Origin of the sequence: Labrys sp. 22185 (genome assembly GCF_052045555.1) — a bacterium.
Taxonomy (GTDB): Bacteria; Pseudomonadota; Alphaproteobacteria; order Rhizobiales; family Labraceae; genus Labrys; species Labrys neptuniae.
On record NZ_JBQEPH010000009.1, the window covers coordinates 46,081 to 71,241 of the forward strand.

Annotated in this window: 23 protein-coding genes; 18 read left to right on the forward strand and 5 right to left on the reverse strand. The window is 65.2% G+C overall.

The window, feature by feature from the left end; translation table 11 throughout:
* Window position 1: 1 nt before the first annotated feature.
* Both ACTJKX_RS18635 and ACTJKX_RS18640 read right to left on the reverse strand, forming a co-directional pair.
* Window positions 2-1,672, reverse strand: a complete 1,671-nt coding sequence (locus ACTJKX_RS18635) for a cisplatin damage response ATP-dependent DNA ligase (RefSeq protein ID WP_440726117.1) — start codon at window positions 1,670-1,672, stop codon at window positions 2-4.
* Window positions 1,669-2,709: a ligase-associated DNA damage response exonuclease gene (locus tag ACTJKX_RS18640; protein ID WP_440726118.1), complete on the reverse strand. Its 1,041-nt coding sequence runs from the start codon at window positions 2,707-2,709 to the stop codon at window positions 1,669-1,671. The genes ACTJKX_RS18635 and ACTJKX_RS18640 overlap by 4 nt, the downstream gene beginning before the upstream one ends.
* 130 nt (window positions 2,710-2,839) lie before the next feature.
* Between ACTJKX_RS18640 and ACTJKX_RS18645 the strand changes: the two genes are divergently transcribed.
* The 9 genes from ACTJKX_RS18645 to pdeM all read left to right on the forward strand — a co-directional run bounded on the left by ACTJKX_RS18645 (window position 2,840) and on the right by pdeM (window position 11,966).
* On the forward strand, window positions 2,840-3,910 hold the full coding sequence (locus ACTJKX_RS18645; protein WP_440726119.1) for a purine-nucleoside phosphorylase: 1,071 nt from the start codon (window positions 2,840-2,842) through the stop codon (window positions 3,908-3,910).
* Window positions 3,911-4,240: 330 nt separating this feature from the next.
* Window positions 4,241-4,516 (forward strand): DUF4242 domain-containing protein, encoded by a 276-nt coding sequence (locus ACTJKX_RS18650; RefSeq protein ID WP_311942855.1) that lies wholly within the window; start codon window positions 4,241-4,243, stop codon window positions 4,514-4,516.
* Between the two features lie 53 nt (window positions 4,517-4,569).
* Complete coding sequence (locus ACTJKX_RS18655; protein WP_394313698.1) at window positions 4,570-5,013, forward strand: VOC family protein; 444 nt, start codon at window positions 4,570-4,572, stop codon at window positions 5,011-5,013.
* On the forward strand, window positions 4,997-6,070 hold the full coding sequence (locus tag ACTJKX_RS18660; protein ID WP_311942860.1) for a GlxA family transcriptional regulator: 1,074 nt from the start codon (window positions 4,997-4,999) through the stop codon (window positions 6,068-6,070). The genes ACTJKX_RS18655 and ACTJKX_RS18660 overlap by 17 nt, the downstream gene beginning before the upstream one ends.
* A gap of 554 nt (window positions 6,071-6,624) precedes the next feature.
* Complete coding sequence (locus ACTJKX_RS18665) at window positions 6,625-7,536, forward strand: class I SAM-dependent DNA methyltransferase (protein WP_394313700.1); 912 nt, start codon at window positions 6,625-6,627, stop codon at window positions 7,534-7,536.
* Between the two features lie 139 nt (window positions 7,537-7,675).
* On the forward strand, window positions 7,676-8,029 hold the full coding sequence (locus ACTJKX_RS18670; RefSeq protein WP_311942864.1) for a hypothetical protein: 354 nt from the start codon (window positions 7,676-7,678) through the stop codon (window positions 8,027-8,029).
* Between the two features lie 71 nt (window positions 8,030-8,100).
* Window positions 8,101-8,454 (forward strand): hypothetical protein, encoded by a 354-nt coding sequence (locus ACTJKX_RS18675; RefSeq protein ID WP_311942866.1) that lies wholly within the window; start codon window positions 8,101-8,103, stop codon window positions 8,452-8,454.
* 172 nt (window positions 8,455-8,626) lie between these two features.
* Window positions 8,627-11,275, forward strand: a complete 2,649-nt coding sequence (locus tag ACTJKX_RS18680; protein WP_440726120.1) for a ligase-associated DNA damage response DEXH box helicase — start codon at window positions 8,627-8,629, stop codon at window positions 11,273-11,275.
* Window position 11,276: 1 nt separating this feature from the next.
* A complete protein-coding gene (gene pdeM / locus ACTJKX_RS18685; protein WP_394313703.1) occupies window positions 11,277-11,966 on the forward strand; it encodes a ligase-associated DNA damage response endonuclease PdeM in 690 nt (229 codons plus the stop codon).
* A 72-nt stretch (window positions 11,967-12,038) separates the two neighbouring features.
* On the opposite strand, the gene ACTJKX_RS18690 is transcribed toward pdeM, so the two are convergent.
* Window positions 12,039-14,342, reverse strand: a complete 2,304-nt coding sequence (locus tag ACTJKX_RS18690; protein ID WP_440726121.1) for a hypothetical protein — start codon at window positions 14,340-14,342, stop codon at window positions 12,039-12,041.
* 521 nt (window positions 14,343-14,863) lie between these two features.
* Between ACTJKX_RS18690 and ACTJKX_RS18695 the strand changes: the two genes are divergently transcribed.
* The 5 genes from ACTJKX_RS18695 (at window position 14,864) to ACTJKX_RS18715 (ending at window position 19,319) form a co-directional block, all read left to right on the forward strand.
* Complete coding sequence (locus tag ACTJKX_RS18695; RefSeq protein ID WP_082979729.1) at window positions 14,864-15,316, forward strand: MerR family transcriptional regulator; 453 nt, start codon at window positions 14,864-14,866, stop codon at window positions 15,314-15,316.
* Window positions 15,317-15,907 carry an SCO family protein gene (locus ACTJKX_RS18700; protein ID WP_394313707.1) on the forward strand — a complete coding sequence of 197 codons (591 nt, stop codon included), beginning with the start codon at window positions 15,317-15,319 and terminating at the stop codon, window positions 15,905-15,907.
* 145 nt (window positions 15,908-16,052) lie between these two features.
* The gene (locus ACTJKX_RS18705) at window positions 16,053-16,913 is read left to right on the forward strand and encodes a transporter substrate-binding domain-containing protein (protein ID WP_311942884.1); all 861 of its coding nucleotides are present in this window, start codon (window positions 16,053-16,055) and stop codon (window positions 16,911-16,913) included.
* A 279-nt stretch (window positions 16,914-17,192) separates the two neighbouring features.
* On the forward strand, window positions 17,193-17,735 hold the full coding sequence (locus ACTJKX_RS18710; protein WP_311942886.1) for a GcrA family cell cycle regulator: 543 nt from the start codon (window positions 17,193-17,195) through the stop codon (window positions 17,733-17,735).
* A gap of 213 nt (window positions 17,736-17,948) precedes the next feature.
* The gene (locus ACTJKX_RS18715; RefSeq protein WP_394313710.1) at window positions 17,949-19,319 is read left to right on the forward strand and encodes an RtcB family protein; all 1,371 of its coding nucleotides are present in this window, start codon (window positions 17,949-17,951) and stop codon (window positions 19,317-19,319) included.
* 89 nt (window positions 19,320-19,408) lie between these two features.
* Here the strand turns inward: ACTJKX_RS18715 and ACTJKX_RS18720 are convergent, their stop codons facing one another.
* Both ACTJKX_RS18720 and ACTJKX_RS18725 read right to left on the reverse strand, forming a co-directional pair.
* The gene (locus ACTJKX_RS18720) at window positions 19,409-19,675 is read right to left on the reverse strand and encodes a GNAT family N-acetyltransferase (protein WP_394313712.1); all 267 of its coding nucleotides are present in this window, start codon (window positions 19,673-19,675) and stop codon (window positions 19,409-19,411) included.
* A gap of 184 nt (window positions 19,676-19,859) precedes the next feature.
* A complete protein-coding gene (locus ACTJKX_RS18725; RefSeq protein ID WP_440726122.1) occupies window positions 19,860-20,807 on the reverse strand; it encodes an alpha/beta hydrolase in 948 nt (315 codons plus the stop codon).
* Between the two features lie 191 nt (window positions 20,808-20,998).
* Between ACTJKX_RS18725 and miaB the strand changes: the two genes are divergently transcribed.
* The 4 genes from miaB to ACTJKX_RS18745 are packed head-to-tail and all read left to right on the forward strand — an operon-like array spanning window position 20,999 to window position 25,147.
* The gene (gene miaB, locus ACTJKX_RS18730) at window positions 20,999-22,435 is read left to right on the forward strand and encodes a tRNA (N6-isopentenyl adenosine(37)-C2)-methylthiotransferase MiaB (protein WP_440726123.1); all 1,437 of its coding nucleotides are present in this window, start codon (window positions 20,999-21,001) and stop codon (window positions 22,433-22,435) included.
* Between the two features lie 26 nt (window positions 22,436-22,461).
* Complete coding sequence (locus tag ACTJKX_RS18735; protein WP_311942903.1) at window positions 22,462-23,496, forward strand: PhoH family protein; 1,035 nt, start codon at window positions 22,462-22,464, stop codon at window positions 23,494-23,496.
* Window positions 23,493-23,996: an rRNA maturation RNase YbeY gene (ybeY, locus tag ACTJKX_RS18740; RefSeq protein WP_311942906.1), complete on the forward strand. Its 504-nt coding sequence runs from the start codon at window positions 23,493-23,495 to the stop codon at window positions 23,994-23,996. Before ACTJKX_RS18735 ends, ybeY begins: the two co-directional genes overlap by 4 nt.
* Window positions 23,997-24,007: 11 nt before the next feature.
* Window positions 24,008-25,147 (forward strand): transporter associated domain-containing protein, encoded by a 1,140-nt coding sequence (locus tag ACTJKX_RS18745; RefSeq protein ID WP_415080335.1) that lies wholly within the window; start codon window positions 24,008-24,010, stop codon window positions 25,145-25,147.
* The last annotated feature ends 14 nt before the right edge of the window (window positions 25,148-25,161 follow it).

Genomic DNA, 25,161 nt, shown 5'->3' on the forward strand with positions numbered 1-25,161 from the left:
GCTAATCTCCTGTCGTACCAGCCCCTATTTCGGGCGTGACGGCCGCGCGGTCAAGCAGGGCGGTGAGGCTTTCCAGCCTGTCGGCTTCGCCCGGCGGCTTGTCCCAGCGCAAGCGCGCCAGACGAGGAAAACGCATGGCGACGCCGGATTTGTGGCGACTGGAGCGCGCCAGTCCCTCGAAGGCGACTTCCACCACCAGGCCTTTGTCTGCGGTGTGGACAACTTCCCGCACCGGGCCGAAGCGGTTCACCGTGTTGTTGCGGACGAAACGGTCGATGTCGCGCAATTCCTCGTCGGTGAAGCCGAAATAGGCCTTGCCGACCGGCACCAGCTCCTCGCCCTTCCACACGCCGAACGTATAGTCGGAATAGAAGGAGGAGCGCTTGCCATGCCCGCGCTGGGCATACATCAGCACCGCGTCGATGCGGAACGGCTCGCGCTTCCATTTGAACCACAACCCCTTCGGCCGACCCGGCACATAGAGGCTGTCGCGCCGCTTCAGCATCAGCCCTTCGACCGCCTCGGCATCAGGACCGGCCCCGGCGCCAGCCGGATTCTCCCGGGCCAGCGCCAGGGCATCCGGCCCAGCGAAGGCGACCAATGGCGAAAGGTCGAGACGCGGCGAAGCAAGGCGCACCACGAAGGCCTCCAGCCGGGCGCGCCTTTCGATGAAGGGTCGGTCGCGCAGATCCTCGTCCCCTTCGGCCAGCAGGTCGTAAGCCCTGATATGAGCGGGATAGTCGGCGATGAGCCTCGGCGTCACGCTCTTGCGGTTGAGCCGCTGCTGAAGGGCGTTGAAATTCTCGATGCGGCCTTCGCCCCCCTCGTCGAAGCGTCGCACCAGCAATTCGCCGTCGATGGCCCCCTCGAAATCGAGGGCCTCGACGAGATCGGGAAAGGCCGGGGCGATATCCTCGCCGGTGCGCGAATAAAGGCGCAGCATCGGCCCGTTCGCGGTGCGCGCGCCGACGGCCTGGACGCGAATGCCGTCCCATTTCCATTCCGCCACATGGCTCTCCGGCAGAATGGCCGCAAGATCGCCCTCTTCCAGGGCATGGGCCAGCATCACCGGCCGGAAGGGTGCCGGATTGCCACTCTCGGGCCGCTCCCCGTGCCCTTCCGCCCAGGCAAACAGGCTCTCATAGGGCGGCTGCAGGCCAGGCCAGGCGAGCTCGATATCATCAGGAGACAGAGAGCCCAGCGCGGCCACGGCGCTCTTGGCGAGACGGGCGGAAGCACCGATCCGGAGCGCACCCGTGATCAGCTTGAGGAAGGCCCAGCGCCCGGTTTCATCCAGCGCGTCGAGATGGCGGGCGATCAGGGCCGGCATCTCCGAACGGCCGGCCTGGCTCAAGGCCTCCACCACCTCCGACAGGCTGGTCGCATGGTTCATGCCCGGCCGGACCGGCCACATCAGTGCGATGGTTTCGGACAGGTCGCCGACATAGTCGTAGGACAGCGCGAAGAGCTCGGGATCGGCACGTTCACCGATCAACTCGCGCAGCAGAGCCGGCTTGGCGTTGCGGAAGGACAGCGCCCCGGTGATCGCCGCCAGCGCATAGCCGCGGTCCGGATCGGGGGTCTCGCGGAAATAGCTGGTCAGCAGGCGCAGCTTGGCGTTGCGGCCCGGCTCATAGGCAAGGCGGTCGAGCAGTTCGGCGAAGCGGTTCATGCCTCCTCGGCCTCCTCGTCGCCATAGCCGATCATGTGCAGGGGCTGGGCCTTCAGCCCCTGGCTGCGGGCCCAATGCACCAGCGCGTCCTCCTGGCCATGGGTGACCCACAGCTCCGAACAGCCCGTTTCCAGGATCGAGCGCTGCAGATCGGGCCAATCGGCGTGGTCGGAGATCACCAGCGGCAGCTCGGCACCGCTCTGGCGCGCTCGCGCCCGGATGCGCATCCAGCCCGAAGCGTAGACGCTGAGGGGATCCGGCATCTTGCGTGACCAGACTTCCTGGGCTGCGCTGGGCGGGCAGAGCACGATGGCACCGGCCAGTTCGGCCGGCTTGACGTCGCGCACCAGCTGCAGCGCCCCGAGTTCGATGCCGAAACCCTGATAGAGGCGCGTCACCTTCTCCATGGCGCCATGCAGATAGATCGGCGCCTGATGCCCGGCATGGCGGGCCATGGCGATGATGCGCTGCGCCTTGCCGAGGGAATAGGCGCCGACGAGATGGGTCCGCTCCGGAAACAGGGCCAGCGAATCCATGAGCTTGCCGATCTCATGTCTGGGATCGGGATGGTGGAACACCGGCAAAGCGAAGGTGGCTTCCGAGATGAAGACGTCGCAGGGCACCGGCTCGAAGGGCAGGCAGGTCGGATCGGCCTGGCGCTTGTAATCGCCCGAGGCGACGATGCGCAGCCCCTTCGCCTCGAAGGCGATCTGTGCCGACCCCAGCACATGGCCAGCGGGATGGAAGATCACGCTCACACCGCCAAGATCGATCGTCTGGCCGAGGATGGCGGTCTGGCGGGTCTCGCAAAAATCCTCGCCATAGCGCGCCGCCATGATCGCCAGCGTCTCGGCGGTGGCCAGCACCTGGCGATGGCCGGCGCGGGCATGATCGGAATGGGCATGGGTGATCAGGGCCCGCTCGACTGGCTTGATGGGATCGACATGGACGTCCGCCGGTGGGCAGTACAGCCCCGACGGCGTCGGAATCAGCAAGTCCGAAGGCCGCATGGCGAGAACATAGGGTGAAAGCGGCATGGGGCCAAGGTGTCGTCCGCAACCCCGCTTCGGGCAGCCTCGATCTTTGCAGGGTATCGGTGACGCGGACAGGATGACAGCGCCGCATCCATGCGATACCGGAAGAAGCCACCCTGGAGATCCAATCCCGATGCTGTTCACCCGGACGCCGACGCTGACCAATGCCCGATCGCGGGTGTCATCCACCGGCAAACATCTCGTTGGCGCCGGCCTTGCGGCGGCTTTCGCCCTCATCGGCAGCGCTCATGCCAGTGCTGCCGAGCGGATTGCCCCCAAGGTGATGGTGATCACCATGTTCGGCGAGGAAACCAAGCCCTGGCTCGAGGCCCGCAAGCTGACGACGAAAATCAAGGTTCCCGGCCTGTCGAAGGACTATCCGGACGTCGCCTGCGATTCCGAGGGCCTATGCGTGATGACGACCGCAATGGGCTATGCCAATGCGGCCAGTTCAACGGCAGCCCTTGTGCTCGGCGGCCAATTCGACCTGAAGCAGACCTATTTCCTGATCGACGGCATCGCCGGCATCGACCCCAAGGATGGCACGCTGGGATCGGCGCTGTGGGCACGCTATGTCATCGATGGCGGGCTTCGCCACGATATCGATCCACGCCAGATCCCGCCCGACTGGCCCGACGGCATGCTGCCTCTCGGCGCCGCCAAGCCGAGCGACAAGGCAGGCTGGAGCGCCGGTACCGAGGTCTATGCCCTCAACGCCAAACTGGCGGAAAAGGCCTTCGAACTGACCCGTTCCGTCGAACTCGCTGATGGCAAGGAGGCCGAGGACTATCGCGCTCGCTACCAGGACGAGGCCGCCCGTGCCAAGCCGGCGGTGAAGCTGTGCGATACGGTCTCGATCGACACCTATTGGCACGGATCGAAGATCGGCGATGCCATGGAGCGCTGGGCCAAGCATGCCACCGACGGCAAGGCGAACTACTGCACCACCCAGATGGAAGACAATGCCACGCTGACCGCCCTCAAGCGCGGCGCCGATGCCGGCCTGCTCGATTTCGAGCGTATCGCCGTGCTGCGCACCGCCTCCAATTTCGATCGCGAGGCACCCGGCCAGAGCGCGGCGGAATCGCTCTCGGCCAAGTCCGGCGGCTTCGGCCCGTCCGTCGCCAATGCCTATCGCGTCGGCTCGGCCTTTGCCGATGCCATCATCAAGGATTGGCCGGACTGGTCGGCCGGCGTCCAATAAACGCTTCGCTGGATCATCCTCGCACGGCTCCTGTGGGCAGGAGCGCCGAGATCTGCTGCGCTTTTGCCTGAATCCCCGAGCGCAAAAGCTCGAAACGGCTGGGGCCGTCTCGGCGCGCCGGCTGCTTCCTGCCTGGGGCCGGCGCCCGATTGGCGCGATTGGTGGGGACTTCGTCGCCCGCGTCCGCTGCCGGCCGGCTAGGATGCGCAGGGCTGAGGACAGCTCGTCCGATTGTCACGATCACCATCCGACATTGTCGAAACTGCCGCCTGTCCTGCCGATGGGAACCGGACGATCCTCGCCTTCCTCACCCGCAAACGGAGCGAAGAGATGAAGCGCTATGTGATCGAACGTGACATTCCCGGGGTCGGCGGCCTGAACCGGGACCAGCTCAAGGATGTCGCCCGCACCTCGAATGCCGCCTTGGCCAAGCTCGAGGGTCGGGCCCAATGGCTGCAGTCCTATGTGGTCGATGACAAGACCTTCTGCGTCTACCTGGCCGAGAACGAGGACGCTGTCCGCGAGCATGCAAAGCTCAGCGGCTTTCCGGCGACCAAGATCACCGAAGTCCGCAGCGTGGTCGAGCCGATGACGGCCAATTCCTGACGCCGGGACGCCGCCTCCTCCAGGCGGCGTCCGTTCCTGGTTGGATGAGGCCGATGCGAAATCCGCAATTTCCAGACCTCGGTCGTCCGTGCCGTGGCCTCCTGCGCTGGGTCGATCTCGCGGCAACGAATATTGCGAGCGCCAAGGTGTTCTATGCCGGCATGTTCGGTTGGAGATCGAGTGATGAAGCGATGAACGGCGGTCAATTTACCCGATTCAGTGTGTCCGGCATGGATTTCGGCTCTGCCTACCAGCTCAGCCATGCTCATCGCGCACAGGGCGTACCTTCGCATTGGACGCCCTATTTCGAGGTGGGCGATCTCGAGGAGGCCCTCGCACGCGCCATCTCCCTCGGCGGCGAGGTGGTCGTCCACTTGGCCAACGCACCGGGTTTGGCACGGATCGCCCTCATCCTCGATCCGGTCGGTGCACTGGTCGGATTGTGGGAGCTGCCTGGCGCAGGCTTCACGGAGAGCTCCGATGCTGGCGCAGGCTGAAGCCTCGAGCGACTCGGCAGCGGCCAAACTGGGAGCCAAGCCGATCGAGGTCACGATCGTGCTGCTGGATGGCGGCTATGCCTCGACCGCCATTGGCCCGCTCGAGGTTTTTCACTCGGCCGGTTCTCTGTGGAATTGGCTTCATGGAGAGACCCCGAGGCCGCCATTCCGGGTTCGGACTGTCTCCATCGACGGCCAGGGCGTGACCAGCCTGTGCGCACTGGGCCTGGTGCCGACATTGTCGATCGACGACGTCGAGCACGCGGACATCGTCATCGTGCCGGCCTCCGGCTGGGACATCCAGGATCGCTTCATCGGCGATGAGGCCTTCCTCTCCTGGCTGCGCAAATGGCATAAGCGGGGTGCCTACATCGCTGGCATCTGTACGGGCGTGATCTTCCTGGCCGAGGCCGGGCTGCTCGACGGGCGGATCGCAACGACGCATTGGGGCGTTGCCGACATCCTGCGCCGGCGCTACCCGCAGGTTCATTGGCAGACCGAGCAATTCGTCACCGAGGACGGTCATATCCTGTGCAGCGGTGGCGTCTATGCCTCGATCGACCTCAGTCTCTATCTGGTGGAGAAGTTCTGCGGCCATGAGGTCGCCCTGCAATGCGCCAGGTCCCTTCTCGTCAGCATGCCGCGCGGCCGCCAATCCGGCTACGCCGTGCTTCCCCTCTCGCGTCCGCATGCGGACGGCCGGGTTCGCGAGGCGGAGGAGTATCTGCGCATGCATTTCGACAAGGACGTGTCGCTCGATGCACTGGCGGGGCGCAGCGGCATGAGTCCGCGCAATTTCATCCGCCGCTTCAAGGCTGCGACCGGTTCCCTGCCCGGTGCCTATGTCCAGATGCTGCGCATGTCGGCGGCAAAGGAACTGCTGGAAGCCGGGGCGACGTCCATTCAGGCGGTCTGCGCCAAGACGGGTTATGCCGACATCGTGTTCTTCAGGAGCCTGTTCAAGCGCCACACCGGCATGACTCCGGCGGAGTATCGACGACGCTTCGCCCATATGAATTTCGACCGCAGCGAATTGGTCGCCGGCCACAGGGCCTAGAGCGTTTTGCGATCTGGTGGAATCACCAAGAATCGCAAAGACGCCTTAGCCAATCCTTCGGGTTGGCTTGGGAACAAGGAGTTCGAGCAAATGAGCGTTCACGCCTGAACGCGCTTTGCTCTAGGCATCCTCAACCTCACCGGAGGTCTCGCATGGGCGCTCAACCGGCAGCCCTGAGATGGCTTGCGTCCAAGATCCACACATTCGCCCGCCTCGGCGCTGCTGCGGTCTCTCGCCATCGCGAACGAATCTGCCACGCCCGCACGCTGGAGGCACTGAACGACCGTGGTCTCCGGGACATCGGCCTGTTCCGCGTCGGCGAAAAAATCCGAGCGGAACGCTTCGCCGATTGCTGTCATCATCTCAGGTCGCCCCAGGCGGAAGAAGACCCATTCGGGGCCTGGCAGAGCATGCATAATGCAGCCTGCGATAGAGCGCCAATGGATCCGGGTGGCAACAGCAATGCGATCGGAGCCACGGATTGAACCGCCCCTGCGAGTGCGGCCTATTCTCTTGCTATTCTCTTGCCGCAGGTCCTGGCCTATAGGCGTGCCATGCTCAAAGCCCGCTCCTCCGGCAACGCCGTTGCCGACCGCCGCTTCGCCTATGCCATGGCCTACAAGGCGGGGGGCGATCTTGCTTCGGCTGCAGAGCTGGTGGTGCAGGCCCTCGACGAAGCGCCGGATTGGGCTGCCGGCTGGCTGGCCCTCGGCGATCTCAACGAGACGCTCGGCCGCCGGCGCGAAGCCATCGATACTTATCGCCAGGCCCTTCGTCTCGACCCGGCCGACGAAGCCGGCGCCGGCGCACGCCTGGCGCGGCTCGGCGAGATGCCGCCCGACGGCGCCATGACGCCGGCCCATATCGCCGCCTTGTTCGACGAATACGCGCCGCGCTTCGAGCGTTCCCTGGTCGACGATCTCTCCTATCGCGGGCCTGCCCTGCTGCGCATGGCCCTGGAGGGGATCGGCCGAAACGGACCGTTCCAACGCGCCCTCGATCTGGGCTGCGGCACCGGCCTTGTCGGCGAAGCCTTCCGCCCGCTCTGCCAGGACATCGTCGGGGTCGATCTTTCCGCCGCCATGCTCGCCAAGGCGCGGGCCAAGCAGGTCTATCGGCAGCTGGAGCAGGCCGAGATCGCCGATTTTCTTCTCCGGCAGGCCGCGGATAGCGCCGACCTGATCCTGGCAGCCGACGTCTTCATCTATCTCGGCGATCTCGATAACATCTTCCATCAGGCCGCCCGTATCTTGGTGTCCGGCGGCCTGTTCGTCTTTACGATCCAAAGCCACAGCGAGCCGGCCGCCTTCATCCTGAACCACGATCTGCGTTACGCTCATTCACGGGGCGGCATCGAGAACTGGGTGGCCGGGGCCGGCCTGCACCTGCGCCATCTCGACGATGCCTGGGCTCGCACCGATCGGGGCATGCCGGTACCGGGCCAGGTCGTCGTACTCGAGCGATAGCCGCCCCCGGAGAGAAAGACCGGGCGCAGCTCCCGGTACGCCGTGCGCCTTGGCAAAATGACTTCCCAAACGTAAGGATGGCCTGGGGGACTTGGCTGCTTGCCAGCCAGAGGAGAGTCATGCGCTTGAAGGGGGCATCATGTTTTCGAGAATTTCCGCGGTCGTCCTGGCCGGTCTTGCCTGCGCGAGCTGCGCCACCAGCGACGGATTGCAGACCCTGACGCGGACGGCTGACCAGACGCCGCGCGGCCGGGTCATCAAGAACACCACCCGCATCACAAACGGCATCCTCGCCGGCAATCTGATGGTGTCGAATTTCTACTACTGGAATCGGCCGCAACCGGTAACGGCGCCAATCTTGCGCGACATGGACATCCGGGCCCGCCGCGCCGGCTGCCTCGACGGCAATGCCCCGACACGCAGCAGCGTCAGCGCCCGCTGGGGTACCTACACCTCGGCCTATCGCATCATCGGCCATTACGACTGCGACTGAACGCCCCGGCGGCGCAGGACGCCCCGCGAACAGCTTTCAACCAAGACACAGCCTTTCCCGGAGGAAAGACCATGGACTCGAAACTTCTCATCGTGGCTGCCGCGGGCCTCAGTCTTGCCAGTTGCGCCGGCCGCAGCGACCTGAACCTGATCACCCGCACCTCGCAGGACACCGCACGGGGCGAAGTGGTCAAGCGTATCTCGCGCATTGACGGGGGCCCTTTTGCCGGCGGCCTCATGGTCTCCAATTTCTACTACTGGCGCCGGTCGCAGCCGATCACTCCGGCCATCCTGCGGGATTTCGATGCACGCGCCCGCCGTGAAGGCTGCGCCGGAGGCCTGCCGCCGATGCGCCACAGTCTCACGGGGCGCTGGGGCAATTATGTCTCGGCCTACACCATCATGGCGATCTATGATTGCCGCTAAAGTGTTTTGCGATTTGGCGCTATTGCCGACGATCGCAAAGACGCGTCAAAAACAAGGAGCTAAAGCAAAAAGGCGTTTTCGCGAAAACGCGCTTTGCTTTGGACACTTCAGCTCGGCAGTGGACATCTGACCGCGGCACGCCAATATCTCCGCAGGAATTGGCGATAGCGGCATGAACGAACAAAGCGGGACGCGGGAGAACGGAGATCCAATCTCCACAGCCCCGCTCCCAACTCTTCCGGCGGTCTTCGCAAACTGGTTCGCTGCGCGCGGCTGGACACCGCGGCCGCATCAGCTCCAGCTTGTCGAGAAGGCGCGCAGTGGGCGTTCGGCCCTGCTGATCGCCCCCACCGGTGCCGGCAAGACCCTGGCTGGCTTCCTGCCGAGCCTGATCGATCTCGCAGCTCGCCGCGCCGGCGCTCCCGCCGCGCTCCACACGCTCTATATCTCGCCCCTGAAGGCACTGGCTGTCGATGTCGCCCGCAATCTGGAGCGTCCCGCCGGCGAAATGGGCCTGCCCATCCGCATCGAGACCCGCACCGGCGACACACCCCAGGCCAAGCGCCAGCGCCAGAAGCGCGATCCGCCCGATATCCTGCTCACCACCCCCGAACAGCTCGCTTTGCTGCTGGCAAGCCGGGAGGCCGCCGACCTCTTCGGCGGTCTCAAGCGCGTGGTGCTGGACGAACTTCATTCCATCGTCACCTCCAAGCGCGGCGACCTGCTTGCCCTCGGCCTGGCGCGCCTGCGGCATTTCGTGCCGGATCTCGAAGTCGTCGGCCTCTCGGCCACGGTGCGCGATCCGGACGAACTGCGGCGCTGGATCGTGCCCCAATCCCCGGGTCACCCTGCCATGGCCGACCTGGTGATCGCCGAGGGCGGCGCGGCGCCGGTGCTCGACATCCTCGAAACCGCCGAGCGGCTACCCTGGGCCGGGCATACGGCGCGCCACGCCATGGCCGAGCTCTACGCCCTGATCAAGGCTCACAAGACTACGCTCATCTTCGTCAACACCCGTATGCAGGCCGAGTTCGTGTTCCAGGAACTCTGGCGGGTGAACGAGGAGAATCTGGCCATAGCGCTCCATCATGGCTCTCTGGAGGTCGGCCAGCGCCGCCGGGTCGAGGAGGCCATGGCGACCGGCCGGCTCAAGGCGGTGGTCTGTACCTCCACCCTCGACCTCGGCATCGACTGGGGCGACGTCGATCTCGTCATCAATGTCGGTGCACCCAAGGGGGCTTCCCGCCTGCTGCAGCGCATCGGCCGTGCCAATCACCGGCTGGACGAGCCCTCGCAGGCGATCCTGGTGCCGACCAACCGTTTCGAGGTGCTGGAATGCAAGGCGGCCGTCGATGCGGCCAAGGCCGGCGAGCAGGACACGCCGATCGCCCGCACAGGCGCCCTCGACGTGCTGGCCCAGCACGTGCTCGGCGTCGCCTGCGGGGCGCCCTTCGATGCCGATGCGCTCTACCGGGAAATCGTTTCCACCGAAGCCTATGCCGGGCTCGACCATGCGACGTTCGACGACGTCCTCGCCTTCGTGGCCACCGGTGGCTATGCCCTGAAGACCTATGACCGCTTCGCCAAGATCCGGCAGGGCAAGGACGGCCTGTGGCGCGTCGCCAATCCCATGGTGGCGCAGGCCTATCGGCTCAATGTCGGCACCATCGTCGAGGAAGCCCTGCTCAAGGTCCGCCTTTCCAATCGCGGTCCGCGCGAGCCGACGCGCATGGCCGCCGACAAGCCGACGCCCTATCTGCCCTGGTTCATGGACCCAAAGGCCTCCGGCCCGCCCAAACGCAAACCGGGCGAGACCACGGCCCGGCGCGGCTTCGGCCGGGTGCTGGGCGAGGTCGAGGAATATTTCGCCGAAGGGCTTTCGGTGGGCGACACCTTCCTGTTCGCCGGGGAGATCCTGCGCTTCGAAGGCATCCAGGAAGAGGACGTGCTGGTCACCCGCGCCCCGCCCGGGCGCGATCCGAAGATCCCCTCCTTCGCCGGCGGCAAGTTTCCGCTCTCCACGCATCTGGCCAGCCGGGTGCGCTCGATGCTGGCCGATCCCGACAGCTGGGGCGGATTGCCGGACCAGGTGGCGGACTGGCTGCGCCTGCAGCGCGACATCTCCCGGATGCCGCCGGCCGGCGACCTCCTGGTCGAGACCTTTCCGCGCGGCAATCGCCATTACCTGGTCTGCTATCCCTTCGAGGGCCGCCTCGCCCATCAGACGCTGGGCATGCTGCTGACGCGCCGACTGGAACGAGCCAAGCTGAAGCCGATGGGTTTCGTCGCCAACGACTATGCGCTCGCGGTCTGGGGCGTCTCGGACATGCACCGGGCCGCTATGGACCAGCTCTTCGACCAGGACATGCTCGGCGACGATCTCGAGGAATGGCTGGCAGAGTCCGCCCTGATGAAGCGCATGTTCCGCACCTGCGCCATCATCTCGGGCCTGATCGAGCGCCGGGCTCCCGGCAAGGAGAAGACCGGGCGCCAGATCTCGGTATCGACCGACCTCGTCTATGACGTGCTGCGCCAGCACGAACCTCACCACATTTTGATGCGCGCCGCCTGGGAGGATGCGCGCACCGGCCTGCTCGACCTCCAGCGCCTGTCCGGCATGCTCTCGCGCATCAGGGGCCGAATCATCCATAAGAGGCTGGATCGCATCTCGCCTCTGGCGGTACCGATCATGCTGGAGATCGGCCGCGAGCCGGTCTATGGCGAGGCGACGGACAGCGTCCTCGCCGAGGCAGCGGATGATTTGATCGCGGAGGCCATGGTTGGACGGCAGGATCGACCCGACGACAGAGAAAGCGCCTGAGATGATCCGGCGGGATGAAGCCGTGCTGGCGGTCGCGGGCGTCGAATTCCTCGCCACCGCCGACGGCGCGCTGGTCTGGCTCGAGGAAAGCCTGGTCGTCGTTTCGGACCTGCATCTGGAAAAGGGCTCCTCCTTCGCCGAACGCCGCGTGCTTCTGCCACCCTATGATACCGCCGAGACCTTGAAGCGCCTGGCGCGGCTCCTGTCCCGCTTCGGCGCGAAGCGACTGGTCTTCCTCGGCGACAGTTTCCACGACCGCCGCGCCGATACCCGTCTCGCCACCGGCGATCGCGAAGCGCTGCAACGCTGCATTCACGGGCGCGAGATATTCTGGATCGCCGGCAACCATGATCCGGATCCGCCCACGGGCATTGGCGGCACCGCAACGCCGGAACTCGCCATCGGGCCGGTGCTGTTCCGTCATGAGCCATCGGCAAGGGCCGAGCCGGGCGAGATCGCCGGCCACCTGCATCCGGTCGCCCGGGTGGCGACGCGCGGCAGGTCGCTCAGGCGGCGATGCTTTGCCGGCGACGGCCGGCGCGCCATCCTGCCGGCCTTCGGCGCCTATGCCGGCGGGCTGAACGTGCGCGACGCTGCCTTCGCGCCGCTCTTTCCCGACGGCTTCACCGCCCATCTGATGGGCGATGAACGCGTCTTTGCCTTCCCGCGCGCACGCTGCCTGGGCGGGTGAGGGAGTGCCACTTCCTTCTCCCCTCGTGGGAGCGGGCTGGTCACTCCTCATCTTGCTGGAACAACGCTCCCCTCAGCAGGGATGGTGCCCAGCCTTGCCGCCATCGAGCGCCGCGCGTTGCGACGGCGTCAGGCGCGGCTCGATCTCCGCCAGCTTCATCAGGGCGTCGGCATCGCCCGCCGCGGCGGCCAGTGCGAGGAAGCGGTAGGAAACGGCGAGATCACGCGGCGTGCCGAGCCCCCGAGCCGCCAGCAGGGCGTAATTATACTGGCTGGCGACATGGCCCTTCTCGGCGGCCTGATGGAACCAGCGAGCCGCCTGTTCGTAATCGGGAGCGCCCATGACGGCGCCATTGGCATAGAGCACGGCCAGATTGTACATCGCGTTCACGGAGCCATGCTCGGCCGCGCGCTGATACCACAGCCCGGCCAGCACGGCATCCTGGCCGACTCCCCTGCCCTTGTCATAGGCCAGCCCCAGCAGGAACAAGGCCGGGGTATAGCCCATCTGGGCCGCCTGGCGATACAGCCCGGCCGCCTTGGCAAGATCCTGGGTGGAGGCATCGGGCCGATCGAGCCGGCGTGCCTCCTCGAACCAAACCAGGGCCTGGCCGGCCTGCTCGGGCTTGGGTATGGCGATCTCCGGCCGCATCTGGGGCGTTGCCGACGTGCTCAGGCGCGTCATGGGCCGGCTGCTGGGTGCGGCGCCGGCCTTGCCGCCCTGCAGCGCGCCCAGCATCATGGTCACGGCCGCCAGTCCCAGCAGGATCGGGCGCTTGTGCCGTTTGTAGAAAGGTTCACCTCCGGTCACGGGATCGTTCTCCTCGCGCGTGATAGCACCCTCGGCCTCGTTTGCGGCACGCGCCGCCCGCCGCGCCGCGGCGATGAAGGCGCTGCGCGTTCCGCTCGGTGGCGGCGAGCCGCCCGCCCCGAGTGCGGAAACCTGGCTGGGACGGCCGGTATTGTGCGGTGTGTCGGTGACAGAACTGCGGGGGCCGTCCCCCGCAAGGGATCGCGGCAGGTCATCCGACCAGGCGATGTCGTCGGGTCGCTCGCGGCCGAACAAGGGCGGAACCCCCGCCAGATCCGGCGGTCCGGCAACGACCGCTCCGCCCCGGCTCCTGACCACCTCCTCGACGGAGGCAAGGCGGTTGCCGAGCTGGTGCAGCAGCGATTGCAAGGAGTCGAGAGCCTTTCGAGTGTCCCGGACATCGTCCTGCTGGTACTGGCGCAGTTCACGATAGATCCGCTGCAATTCCTCCGGCAAGGCGGCCAGCGCCGATCCGGCCAATGTCTCGCCGAAAGCCGCCCGCAGCTGCGCAGCGCCAGGCCCGCCGCTGGCGAGCCCCTCGATGCTGCCGCCCATGGCCGCGATCTGCCGCTCCAAGGCGGAAAGAGCCGCCTCGTCGACGACACGCCCATCCAGGCCTTCGAGCCGGGCCATCAACCCCGTAAGCGAGGCATTGGTCGAGGACTGCGCCTCGTCGACGGCCTGGCGCAGGGCATCGATCTTCTCATGAAGCTCGTGTGTGCTCTCGGGCTGGCGGACGAGATCGCCGATGCGGGCGCGAATATCGGCCGTCTCCCGCTGGAGTGTGGCCAGCACGGCTGGATCCTGGGCCTGGCGTGCCAACAGATCGAGTTTCTTGTCGAGGCGCGCAAATTGTTCGGGGGAACGGATGTCGGCCACGTGCCGGCTGAGATCCGCCATCTCCGCACGCAGGCCGGCGAGATCCTCCTGGCCGGATGCGGCCGGGGGATGGCTGCGCCTGAGTTCGGCGACCTCCCGCGTCAGCGCCGCAATCTGCTCGCTCAGATCATCGCGAGGCGCAGGCTGGACCGAAGGTATGGATGCGGACGAACCGATCTTGTCGGCCATGCCGGCGATGCGCTGCTCCAGATCCCGCGCCAGATCGTCGAGGGCATCGACTTCGCCGCCCGGCGCCGCAGGGGCGGGCCGGGACGCAAAACCATCGACGAGGGCATCGACCAGGGCAGCCATCTGCACCTCGCTCTGCTCCTGCCTGTGGATAAGTTGCTCGATCAGCCCCGCCATTCTGGCTTCACTCGCACGGATATGGCGCGCGAGCACTGCCGCACTGACTCCTACCGTCTGGATCTTTCGTTTCGGGTCATCGGAACCACTACCGACATACCTCTCCCGGGTCGCAGCCAGCTTCCGAGCAATCGCGGCCAAGGGCGAATCCGGCAGGTCGCTCTGCGTCTCAAAAAGCGACGGTTCATGCAATTTCTGCTCGGCAACAGTGGATTTGAGCCATTGTGCAAGCGTCATGCCCGAGCGGCGGGCCAGAACGGCGGCAGCCTCGCGCGTCTGGGAATCGACGCCCTCGACACTCCATGACGCTGCTTGGCTCATTTGGCTTCCCGTGCCGACGAACGGCCTGATTCTCACGCCTCTCCCAGCCTCCGCCCCGGAAAACCGGGCCGGGAACGCGTGGAGAGGGCGGCACGCAGTGCCCGCAACAGCAGGTTTCGCGCAACAGGGTAAATATCCTGTTAACCCTCACTGCCCTAGCGCTCTTCCCGATGGCAACAACATTGCAGAGCATCCAAAGCGCTTTTTTTACTAAAAACCTTCCGACCCGAACTGCAGAGCAGACGGGAAAGTGGGATACCTTGCAAGAACCGACATTAGACTTTGCAACAAGGTCAGAATTCTGTTGATGCTCGTGTTGTTCGAAACGCTCAACGCGCCCTAATTTAATACGTTACCCTTGAAAGGAAGCAGAGCGAGGGTTATGATCTCCCTGCTGGAGATTTGGGCGTTCGCTTGGTAATATATTAATTGCTGACGCCCCCCGGATTTCGTATTATGGTACCTGTTGCAACGAATGAGTAGCGGCGCTGCTAGCCTGTAACGGGCGCGAGAGAGAGACCATGTCAAAGTTGGAAGCCAGGTCGGCAACAAACACAAAAGGCCAACCGGTGACGGTATTCGTAGCAGAGACAGAAAACGCTACGAATAGCACGACCACCTATACAATAGGTGACCTTGCGCGAGAATTTGGCGTTACTTTGCGAACCTTGCGCTTCTACGAGGACAAGGGTCTCCTCAATCCTACGCGCGACAACCTGACTCGGCTCTATAGTGCACGCGATCGTGAGCATCTGCAACTTATCCTTAAGGGTAAGCGGCTGGGTTTTACCCTGGTAGAAATCGGTGAGATGATCGCCCATCACGGTGAAGGCAAGACGGCGAGTCTCGATATCAGCGCCAGCACCGTCCGCGAGCAGATCGAACATCTGGAGCGTCAGCGCCGCGAGATCGATGAAGCCCTGGTCGAATTGCGCCGCAGCTACGAGGGATTGGCCAACGCCCTGCCGCGTTAAGTGGCCGTATTCCTGCGTCGAAAATACCTGATCGGCAGCGCAGCGTTCCTTGTGTTTGCCGGCCTTGGTCTATGGGCCCTCTTCCTTTTCCTGCACAAGCCCATCGGCGTGATCGACAGGCCGTTCAAGTTGACGGACGCTGAAGGCCGCGTGTTTGACTCCAAGGAATTGCAGGGCAAGCCGAGCCTGGTCTATTTCGGCTTCACCCACTGCCCCGACATTTGCCCGACGACCTTGTTCCTGCTCGCGCAGGCGCTGAAGAAACTCGGGCCGGACGCCTCGCGGATCAACGCCCTCTTCATCACTGTCGATCCCGACCGGGACACGCCCGAGCAATTGAAGACCAGCCTCGCCGCCTATGACCCTCACCTGCGCGGCCTGACCGGCGACCCCGCACAACTCGCCTCGATACGCGACATCTACGGTATAGAAGCAAATATCTTGCCTGGGACAGGCAAGAACTACAATATCGACCACACCGACACCGTATTTGTACTCGACAAGAATGGCCGCGTACAATCGAGCTTCGACCTGCACGCCTCTTCGGACGAAGTGGTTGCTCTTCTGGAAACTGTCATGCAGGCTCGATAAAGTGCAACATCGAGGGTTGGCCTTGCAACCGGCATCCAGGAAAGGATCGGGCACTCCCTGCCAGGGCAGCAGCCAACTCCAGGACACATCCATGGACCCCGCCGGGAAACCCTGCCCGGCCCCGCTGCAATAGGAATATGGCCTGTTGAAATTCGGTGCCCTCTGGACGCTCCTCCTCGGATTGATGCTCGCCATCCCCGCCCATGGCAACGGCACTGCAGCCCCGACCGGCACCGGCCCCTACGGCCTGTGGGATCCGCACCGGCGCCCGGAGCGGCCGGATCTGAAATCCGTACGCCGGATCCGCTTCCTGACGGAGGACGATTTTCCGCCTTTCGACTTCCAGGGATCCAGCGGCGCCCTGGAAGGCTTCAATGTCGACCTCGCCCGCGCGGTCTGCCGGCAGCTGAAGGTCCCCTGCACCATCCAGGCCCGGCGCTGGGACACCATCGTCGCAGCCCTGGAAGAGGGGCAGGCGGATGTGATCGCTGCCTCGCTCGTGCCGAGCAAGGAAGCCCGCGAAAGACTGCAGTTCTCCCGCCCCTATTACATGCGCCCCGCCCGCTTCGCCATGCGGCGCCAGGACCCGCCACCGGCCCTGACGCCGGAGGGACTGGCCGGCCGTCGCATCGGCGTCGTCGCCGACACGGCGCATGCCGCCTACGCCAAGGCCTATCTCAAGACCGCCAACCTGGTATCCTTCGCCAATGACGCGGCGCTGCGCGAGGCGCTCAAGCGCGGAGAAATCGACCTGGTCTTCGCAGATGGCATCGGCCTGTCGCTCTGGCTCAACGGCTCGGAGGCCGGCAATTGCTGCAGCTTTGCGGGCGCGCCCTATCTCGACGGCCACTTCTTCGGTGACGGCATCGGCATGGCCATGCGCCGGGAGGACGGGGATCTCAAGCAGGCCATCGACTATGCCCTTTTCCAGATCTGGGAACAGGGCATCTATGCAGATCTCGTGCGCCGCTGGTTTCCTGTCGATCCCTTTGCAGGCCTTCCGTGACGTAAACGGAAACTTGCACGCCCTCCGCTGTTACCGAAAAGACTCACTTTGTCGCCGAAGCTGGGGAAAACGCACCCCGCGCCAGCAGGACTCTTGCGCGAGAGTCACTGCCTATTGTAGTTAAGGCTTCGTTAAGCACGACATCTCGTGCGGCGTCTCGTAACTCCTGTCAGCTCATGGCGTGCATGCGCAACGATGTTCTGTCGACATCGTGGCTGATGGGAAAGGATTCGGCGTAGCGAATTCGGGCGAAAACAAGGCGGAAGGCAGGAGAGGCTGATGCACTGGACAGACGAGCGGGTAGAACTTCTGAAAAAGCTGTGGTCAGAAGGTCTGTCTGCTAGCGCCATTGCCACAGAACTTGGCGGCGTCACACGCAACGCCGTGATCGGCAAGGTGCATAGACTCGGTTTGTCTGGCCGGGCCAAGGCGCCCGCGCCGGCACCACAGCGTCGCATCAAGCCCACGCGGGCTCCCTCGCATCCGCTCCGCACCCAGACCTCCGCGCCCGTGGTGCGGGGCAATACCGCCCTCGCTCCGCAGATCATGCCGCTCGTCGCCATTGAAGAACGCCCCGAACCCGCCTTGCGTCCGGTCGAGGAAGTCGTCATCCCGATGTCCGAGCGTGTCACCATCATGGAACTGCGCGAGCATATGTGCCGCTGGCCGCTGGGCGATCCCGGGCGTGAGGACTTCCGTTTCTGCGGCAGCCGCGTCGGCCCCTCTGGCCCCTACTGCCCCCATCATGCCTCGATCGCCTACCAGCCGGTGCTCGACCGTCGGCGTGAGCGCGACAAGGAGCGTCGTGCCGCCCGCGCCTGATCGCAGCCTTCCATCCGATCCATTCAAAGGCAGGGATTTCCCTGCCTTTTTCTTTGCGGCGTACTGGTACCTTTCCCAAAAGGAAATCCGCTTGCTTTTAGCGGCGCATCGGCCTAAACGCCGGGCCGCCCCAAACTCTTGTTGCGCGGCGTTGCAAGACAACACACCGGAACCAGAGCAATGACACGGAATGTGGACGGGGCATCTCCCGACATGACCGCAACCATTGGCACCATCGATGGCACGACGCTGATTGCCTGGGGCTTTCAGCCCGGCAAGTGGTTCGGGCGGGCCCTGGCCGAGGCCAATCGCCTGCGCCAGGCCGGCGCGGATGACGATGCCATCTTCATCGCCCTGCAGGCCTTGCAGCCGGTCGAGACCCTGCTGCGCACCAATGGCCTGCCCTATGGCGTCTTCCTCGACGCCGAAGGCGAACTCGAACGGGCCAACCTCGCGGCCGTGACCGCGCATATGGACGCTCTCATGCGGGTGCCGACCATCGTCGCCGGCGCCGTGATGCCGGACGCCTGCCCTTCCGGCACCGCTCTCGGGACGATCCCGGTCGGCGGCGCGGTCGCCTGCGAGGACGCCATCCATCCCGGCTTTCATTCCGCCGACATCTGCTGCTCGGTGGCGATCACCGTGTTCGCACGCAAGGATGATCCCAGGCGCATCCTTGATGCGGTCCAGGCCGTGACTCATTTCGGCCCCGGCGGACGCAAGGCGATGATCGTCCCGGATTTCGCGCCCGACATCGATGCCACGCTACAGGCCAATCCCTTCCTGCACGGGCTCGGCAACATCGTAACAGGCCATTTCGGCTCGCAGGGCGATGGCAATCACTTTGCCTATGTCGGCCACCTCAGCTCCAGCGGCCAGCCGGCGCTGGTGACCCATCACGGTTCGCGCGGGCTCGGTGCCCAGCTCTACAAGCGCGGCATGGCAGCCGCCCGCAGGCACACCCAGATCGTGGCGCCGCGGGTGCCGGCCCACAATGCCTGGCTGCAGGCTTCGAGCGAAGAGGGGCAGGCCTATTGGCAGGCTCTGCAATTCGCGCGGAGCTGGACCAAGGCAAGCCATTTCGCCATTCACGACCTTGCAGCCCGATCGCTGGGCAATGCCGTGGCCGACCGGTTCTGGAACGAGCACAATTTCGTGTTCCGGCGCGATGACGGGCTCTATTATCATGGCAAGGGAGCCACGCCCTCCTGGGCCGGCTTCTCGCCGGATGACGACGGCCGCACGTTGATCCCGCTCAACATGGCCGAACCGATCCTGATCACGACGCATCGCGACCGCAAGGAGGCCCTCGGCTTCGCCCCGCACGGGGCGGGCCGCAATCTCAGCCGCTCGGCCTTTCTGCGCCAGGAAAAGCCGGGCCTGCCCGAGGGTATCGACGTGCGCTTCTATTGTGGCAAGGCGGACCTGTCCGAATTGCCGCAGGCCTACAAGAATGCTGCCGCGGTCCGGGCCCAGATCGACAAATACGGCCTCGCCGAGGTGATCGACGAGGTCATCCCCTATGGCTCGATCATGGCCGGCGACTGGGAGCAGGACGCACCCTGGCGCAAGAAGCGGAGGTGAACCGCGAACCTGCCGGCATCTCGCCTGTTCCAGCCCCATGCCTTTTACCGCGCGGGAAAGACGGACAAGGTGCCGGCACGCAGGCTGCATCACCGCTTCAATGGTTTCACCATCACGATGTTGGCATATCCCCGCGGATAATCCTCGATCGATGCCAACCGCCGGAACCCGCACTTCTCGTAGAAGGCGGGCGCCTGGAAGGAGTGGGTCGTCAGTACAATCTGGCAGCAGCCCCGACGGAGCGCCTCTTCCTCGGCCGCTGCCAGGAGGCGCGCGCCAAGGCCTTGCCGACGACGGCCTTCGGCGACCCAGAGCGTCTTGATCTCGCAGCAACCGCCCCAACTATGCCCGTGCAAGCCGGCATAAAGCTCGCCTTCTGCAGAGCGCAGCAGGGCAGCAGGATGGCCAGCAGCCGTGCATCGCGGATGCCGGTGCGCTCGATATTGTCCTGGTCGAGCAGATCGTCGAGCCGCTGGAGATCTGCAGGAGCGGGATCGTCGAAAACCGAAATCTGGCCCTCGTCAGGCATAGGCCGCGCCCTCAATGCGCGTTGAAGAAGGCGATCTCCTCGGCGAAGGCCTCCTGCGCCATCGGAAAGTCGAAGCCCTGGAAGACATGGCAGCCGCCCGGCCACAGCCTGAGCGTCGTGGCATTGCCAGCCGCCTCCCAGCGTCCCGCCATGAACACGCTATCGTCAAGCAGGGCGTCATAGGTTCCGACGGAGAACAGGGCCGGCGGCATGCCGTTGAGATCGCCATAGAGCGGGGAAACATCGGGCGAGCGCAGATCGACGCCATCGGGCACGCAGGCCCGCACGAACAGCGCGATGTCGCGCGGCGTCAGGATCAGCTTGCCGCGATCGAAGCTGCGCGCACTCGGGGTCATGCCGAGATCGTAGCAGCCGGCGATGAGATTGGCCCCCGCGAAGGGCGTGAGGCCGTGCCGGTCGCGCAGGCGCTGCAGCGTCAGCGCGGAGAGATGGGCGCCGGCGCTCTCGCCGCCGATGAAGAAGCGCTTGGTGCGGAAACGCTTGCTGCCTTCCGACGCCAACCACAGCGCCGCCGCCTCGCAATCGTCCGGTCCGGCGGGAAAGGGATGTTCCGGCGCCAGGCGATATTCCACCGAAATGCAGGCCATGCCGGTGGCCGCGACAATCTTCTCCAGACTTTCGTCCTGGAAGTCGGACTGGTTGAACATCCAGCCGCCGCCATGGATGTGCATGTAAACCCCGGTCGGTGCTTCCGGTGCGATAATGCGGATCGGCACCCTTCCCTGCTTGCCGTCGATCTCCAGCACTTCAGCCCGGGAACTCTTGCCTTGCAGCGGGAAGATCCCCTTGCCCTGGCGCCGGGTCTCGCGGATCAGTTCGGGCGGGAAGGACCACAGATCCGGCAAAGCGCTCATCTTGGCGATGATGTCGGCATTGAGCGCCGCCGTGGTCTCGGCCACGGCATCGGAAGCAAATACGGCGGGGTCGACAGAGGGCATGAGCTTGAATCGCCTTGATGGGATGGCGCACAGTGCCGGGAACCGGCAAGGTCGGCAAGGCCCGCCGCTTCACCCCACCCCTCGCGCAGCCTTTCGCAACAGGAAGGACCCGGGCGCGGCAACTCAACCCTTCTCATCGGACCGGAAAACCGCTATCCCTAGCACCTTGAAAGGTGGCAATAGCGAGACCCATGATTCCTGACGAGACCGAGATCGAACGCCCGCATAACCCGCACGGTGATGCCGGCTCCGGGGATACTCGCGCCAAAACCGTCTTCATCAAGTCCTATGGCTGTCAGATGAACGTCTATGACAGCCAGCGCATGGCCGACACGCTGGCGCCGACGGGCTATGTGGAAACGGCCAATCCCGACGAGGCTGACCTCGTCATCCTCAACACCTGCCATATTCGGGAAAAGGCGGCCGAGAAGGTCTATTCGGAGATTGGCCGCCTGCGCGTGGCGCGCGACGAGCGCCGCCGCCAAGGCGGTGACATGAAGATCGCCGTCGCCGGCTGCGTCGCCCAGGCCGAAGGCCAGGAGATCCTCAGGCGTGCCCCCGCCGTCGATCTCGTGGTGGGCCCGCAGGCCTATCATCGCCTGCCGGAGCTGCTCGCCAAAGCGGATGGCACGGCCAAGCCGGTTGATACCGACTTTCCGGTCGAGGACAAGTTCGCCATCCTGCCGGCGCCGCGGCGGGAGAAGACCCTGGCCCGCGGCCCCTCCGCCTTCGTCACCGTGCAGGAAGGCTGCGACAAGTTCTGCACCTTCTGCGTGGTGCCCTATACGCGCGGAGCCGAGACGTCGCGGCCGGTTGCCGCTATCGTGGCCGAGGTCGAGCGCCTGGCCGATGCCGGCGTGCGCGAGATCAGCCTGCTCGGCCAGAACGTCAACGCCTATCATGGCGAAGGCCCGGACGGTCGCGCCTGGACGCTGGGCCAGCTCGTGCATCGCCTCGCCCGCATCGAGCCGGTGGTGCGCCTGCGCTACACCACCTCCCATCCCCGCGACATGGATGACAGCCTTATCGAGGCCCATCGCGATCTGCCGGCCCTGATGCCCTTCCTGCATCTTCCGGTGCAGTCGGGCTCCGATCGCATTCTGGATGTCATGAATCGCAAGCATACAGCAGTCGATTATCTCAAGCTCATCGAGAAGATTCGGCAGGCCCGGCCCGACATGGCATTTTCTTCCGACTTCATCGTCGGTTTCCCCGGCGAGACCGACGCCGATTTCGAGGCGACCCTGCGGCTGATCGAAGAGGTCACTTATGTGTCGGCCTATTCGTTCAAATATTCCCCGCGTCCGGGCACGCCGGGGGCCGGCATGGCGGATCAGGTCGACGAAGCGGTGAAGGCCGCGCGCCTGGCACGGCTGCAGGCCCTGACCGAAAGCCAGCAGAAGGCCTTCAATCAGGCCAGCATCGGGCGCACCATGGATGTGCTGTTCGATCGCAAGGGCAAGCGCCCGGGCCAGATCGCCGGCCGCACTCCCTATCTCCAGGCCGTGCAGATCGAGGCGGACGACAGCCTGATCGGTACGGTGGCTCCCGTCGAGATCACGGCCACGGGTGCCTGGTCGCTGCATGGCGTGCTGGCCGGCGCCGATTTCCGGGAGGCCGTTGCTTGAAAGTGGACGAGGAACGACGGACACGCATGACAACGCAAACCCCACCCCTGCCGACGACAGAAGCTCCCGCGGAAATCGTCACGGCCTTCGAGGATAATCGCCTGGCCACGCTGCTCTTCGGCCAGCACGACCAGAACCTCGCCTTCATCGAGCGCAAGCTCGGCATCGAGGCGACGGCCCGCGGCAACCACGTTGCCCTGCGCGGCGCCAAGGACAGCGTGGAACAGGCCAAGCGCGTGCTGGAGAGCCTGTATCAGCGCCTGCGCTCCGGCCAGCAGGTGGCGCTGGGCGATGTCGACGGCGCGTTGCGCATGGCCGCCTCGCAAGGCGTGCTGTTCACGCCGGAAGGCAAGCCGAAAGTAGCGACGACCGGCGGTGCAGCCTCCGTCGGTACACGCAAGAAGACGATTGCCGCCCGTACCCCGGCGCAGGACGCCTATATCAGGGCGTTGCAGAAGCACGAGCTCGTCTTTGCTACCGGCCCGGCGGGTACCGGCAAGACCTATCTTGCGGTCGCCCATGCCGCGGCGCTGATCGAGAAGGGCGAGGCCGACCGGCTGATCCTGTCCCGCCCCGCCGTCGAGGCGGGCGAGAGGCTCGGCTTCCTGCCCGGCGACATGCGCGAGAAGGTCGACCCCTATCTGCGCCCGCTCTATGACGCGCTCTACGACATGATGCCGCCGGAACGCGTCGAGCGCGGCCTGACCTCGGGCATGATCGAGGTGGCGCCGCTGGCGTTCATGCGTGGGCGCACGCTCGCCAATTCGGTCGTGCTGCTGGACGAGGCCCAGAACTGCACCTCGATGCAGATGAAGATGTTCCTGACGCGCCTGGGCGAAGGCTCGCGCATGATCATCACCGGCGATCCGACCCAGATCGACCTGCCGCCCGGCCAGAAATCGGGCCTGATCGAGGCGATCGACCTGTTGAAAGACATCCCGGAAATCGCCATCTGCCGATTCAATGCCGCCGATGTCGTGCGCCATGAACTGGTTGCCAAGATCGTGCGGGCCTATGAAGCCAAGGATTCCAGCAAGCCCTCGGGCGACACCAAGTCATGAGCGATGCCATTACCATCGAGATCGCTCAGGAGAGCGAGCTCTGGCAGGACCTCGATGCCATCGAGGCCCTGATCACGCGCGCCGTGGCCAGGGCCATCGATGTCGCGGCGCTTGCCCATGCACCGGGAGCCGAACTTTCGATCGTCCTGACCGACGATGCCTCCATCCGCGAAATCAACGCCGAATGGCGTGGCAAGGACAAGCCCACCAATGTTTTGTCCTTCCCGCAGGCGGTGGGAGAAGCCATCGCGACGGCGCCGATGCTGGGCGACATCATCTTTGCCCATGAGACGATCGCGCGGGAAGCCGAGGAAACTTCCGTGAGCTTTGCCGACCATCTCAGCCACCTCACCGTACATGGCCTCCTGCATCTGTTCGGCCATGACCATTTGAACGATGCCGAAGCCGAGGTGATGGAAGCGCTGGAAGTGCGCATTCTCGCCGAGCTCGGCATCGCCAATCCCTATGCCGACGCGCCCTTGTTGCGCGAAGCGAGCTAACATCCAGAGCCATGTCCGACAGCAACGATCGAAGTAGCAGCCAAGCCGGCACCACCCAGGACACCCAGCATGAGGGCCTGTTCGGGCGGATCAAGTCCGCGCTCGGGCTGAAATCGGCCCCCTCCATCCGCGAGGACCTGGCCGACGCGCTCGAGAATACACGCGCCGGCGAGGATTCCAGCTTCTCTCCGGAGGAGCGGGCCATGCTCAAGAACATCCTCGGCCTGCGCGGCAAGCGCGTCGATGACGTCATGGTGCCCCGGGCGGATATCGTGGCCGTGCCGCTCGACATTTCTCTGGGTGACCTGCTCAAGGTGTTCCAGACAGCGGGCCATTCGCGCCTGCCCGTCTACAACGAGACGCTGGACGATCCGCGCGGCATGGTGCACATCCGCGATTTCGTGGCCTGGCTGGCGTCGCGGGCCGCCATTGCCGCCCGTCGCAGCCGCAAGGTCCGCGAGAGCGAAACCGCCAGGGACGGCGAGGCCGTCAAGCCCTCGCCCAAGGAAGCGGCCCTCGCCCTGGGCAACATCACCCTGTCGACGCCGCTCAGTTCGGTGAAGTCCCTGACCCGAAACGTGCTGTTCGTCCCCCCTTCGATGCCGCCGATCGACCTGCTCGCCAAGATGCAGGCCACCCGCACCCAGCTCGCTTTGGTGATCGACGAATATGGCGGCACGGACGGTCTGGTCTCGATGGAGGACATCGTCGAAATCGTGCTCGGCGACATCGAGGACGAGCATGACGAGGATGACGGCGACATGATCGTCGCCTCCGGCGAAGGCATCTTCACTGCCGATGCCCGCGCCGATCTCGAAGACGTCGCAGCCGCCATCGGCCTGGAGATGCATGAGGACGAGATCGAGGCCGATGTCGATACGCTCGGAGGCTGGCTGGTGACACTGGCCGGCCGCGTACCGGTGCGCGGCGAGATCGTGCAGGGACCGGGCCAGCTCGAATTCGAGATCCTCGATGCCGATCCGCGCCGGGTGAAGCGGGTCCGCATCCACACAGCCGGCAGCGGCATCACCCGGCCGCGCGACGGGCGCAAGCGCGAGAAGAAGACGGTGTCCCCTGCCGATGAGGCGGCCGCAGCCGCCGATGGCGAGAGGACCCCGGCGAACGAAACCAGCGGCGACGGCGCCACGTGATCGCTGCACTTGCG

Coding starts and splice junctions, on each gene's coding strand:
- ACTJKX_RS18635 (WP_440726117.1), bottom strand. CDS start 1,672: ATGAACCGCTTCGCCGAACTGCTCGACCGCCTTGCCTATGAGCCGGGC.
- ACTJKX_RS18640 (WP_440726118.1), bottom strand. CDS start 2,709: ATGCCGCTTTCACCCTATGTTCTCGCCATGCGGCCTTCGGACTTGCTG.
- ACTJKX_RS18645 (WP_440726119.1), top strand. CDS start 2,840: ATGCTGTTCACCCGGACGCCGACGCTGACCAATGCCCGATCGCGGGTG.
- ACTJKX_RS18650 (WP_311942855.1), top strand. CDS start 4,241: ATGAAGCGCTATGTGATCGAACGTGACATTCCCGGGGTCGGCGGCCTG.
- ACTJKX_RS18655 (WP_394313698.1), top strand. CDS start 4,570: ATGCGAAATCCGCAATTTCCAGACCTCGGTCGTCCGTGCCGTGGCCTC.
- ACTJKX_RS18660 (WP_311942860.1), top strand. CDS start 4,997: ATGCTGGCGCAGGCTGAAGCCTCGAGCGACTCGGCAGCGGCCAAACTG.
- ACTJKX_RS18665 (WP_394313700.1), top strand. CDS start 6,625: ATGCTCAAAGCCCGCTCCTCCGGCAACGCCGTTGCCGACCGCCGCTTC.
- ACTJKX_RS18670 (WP_311942864.1), top strand. CDS start 7,676: ATGTTTTCGAGAATTTCCGCGGTCGTCCTGGCCGGTCTTGCCTGCGCG.
- ACTJKX_RS18675 (WP_311942866.1), top strand. CDS start 8,101: ATGGACTCGAAACTTCTCATCGTGGCTGCCGCGGGCCTCAGTCTTGCC.
- ACTJKX_RS18680 (WP_440726120.1), top strand. CDS start 8,627: ATGAACGAACAAAGCGGGACGCGGGAGAACGGAGATCCAATCTCCACA.
- pdeM (WP_394313703.1), top strand. CDS start 11,277: ATGATCCGGCGGGATGAAGCCGTGCTGGCGGTCGCGGGCGTCGAATTC.
- ACTJKX_RS18690 (WP_440726121.1), bottom strand. CDS start 14,342: ATGAGCCAAGCAGCGTCATGGAGTGTCGAGGGCGTCGATTCCCAGACG.
- ACTJKX_RS18695 (WP_082979729.1), top strand. CDS start 14,864: ATGTCAAAGTTGGAAGCCAGGTCGGCAACAAACACAAAAGGCCAACCG.
- ACTJKX_RS18710 (WP_311942886.1), top strand. CDS start 17,193: ATGCACTGGACAGACGAGCGGGTAGAACTTCTGAAAAAGCTGTGGTCA.
- ACTJKX_RS18715 (WP_394313710.1), top strand. CDS start 17,949: ATGACCGCAACCATTGGCACCATCGATGGCACGACGCTGATTGCCTGG.
- ACTJKX_RS18725 (WP_440726122.1), bottom strand. CDS start 20,807: ATGCCCTCTGTCGACCCCGCCGTATTTGCTTCCGATGCCGTGGCCGAG.
- miaB (WP_440726123.1), top strand. CDS start 20,999: ATGATTCCTGACGAGACCGAGATCGAACGCCCGCATAACCCGCACGGT.
- ACTJKX_RS18735 (WP_311942903.1), top strand. CDS start 22,462: ATGACAACGCAAACCCCACCCCTGCCGACGACAGAAGCTCCCGCGGAA.
- ybeY (WP_311942906.1), top strand. CDS start 23,493: ATGAGCGATGCCATTACCATCGAGATCGCTCAGGAGAGCGAGCTCTGG.
- ACTJKX_RS18745 (WP_415080335.1), top strand. CDS start 24,008: ATGTCCGACAGCAACGATCGAAGTAGCAGCCAAGCCGGCACCACCCAG.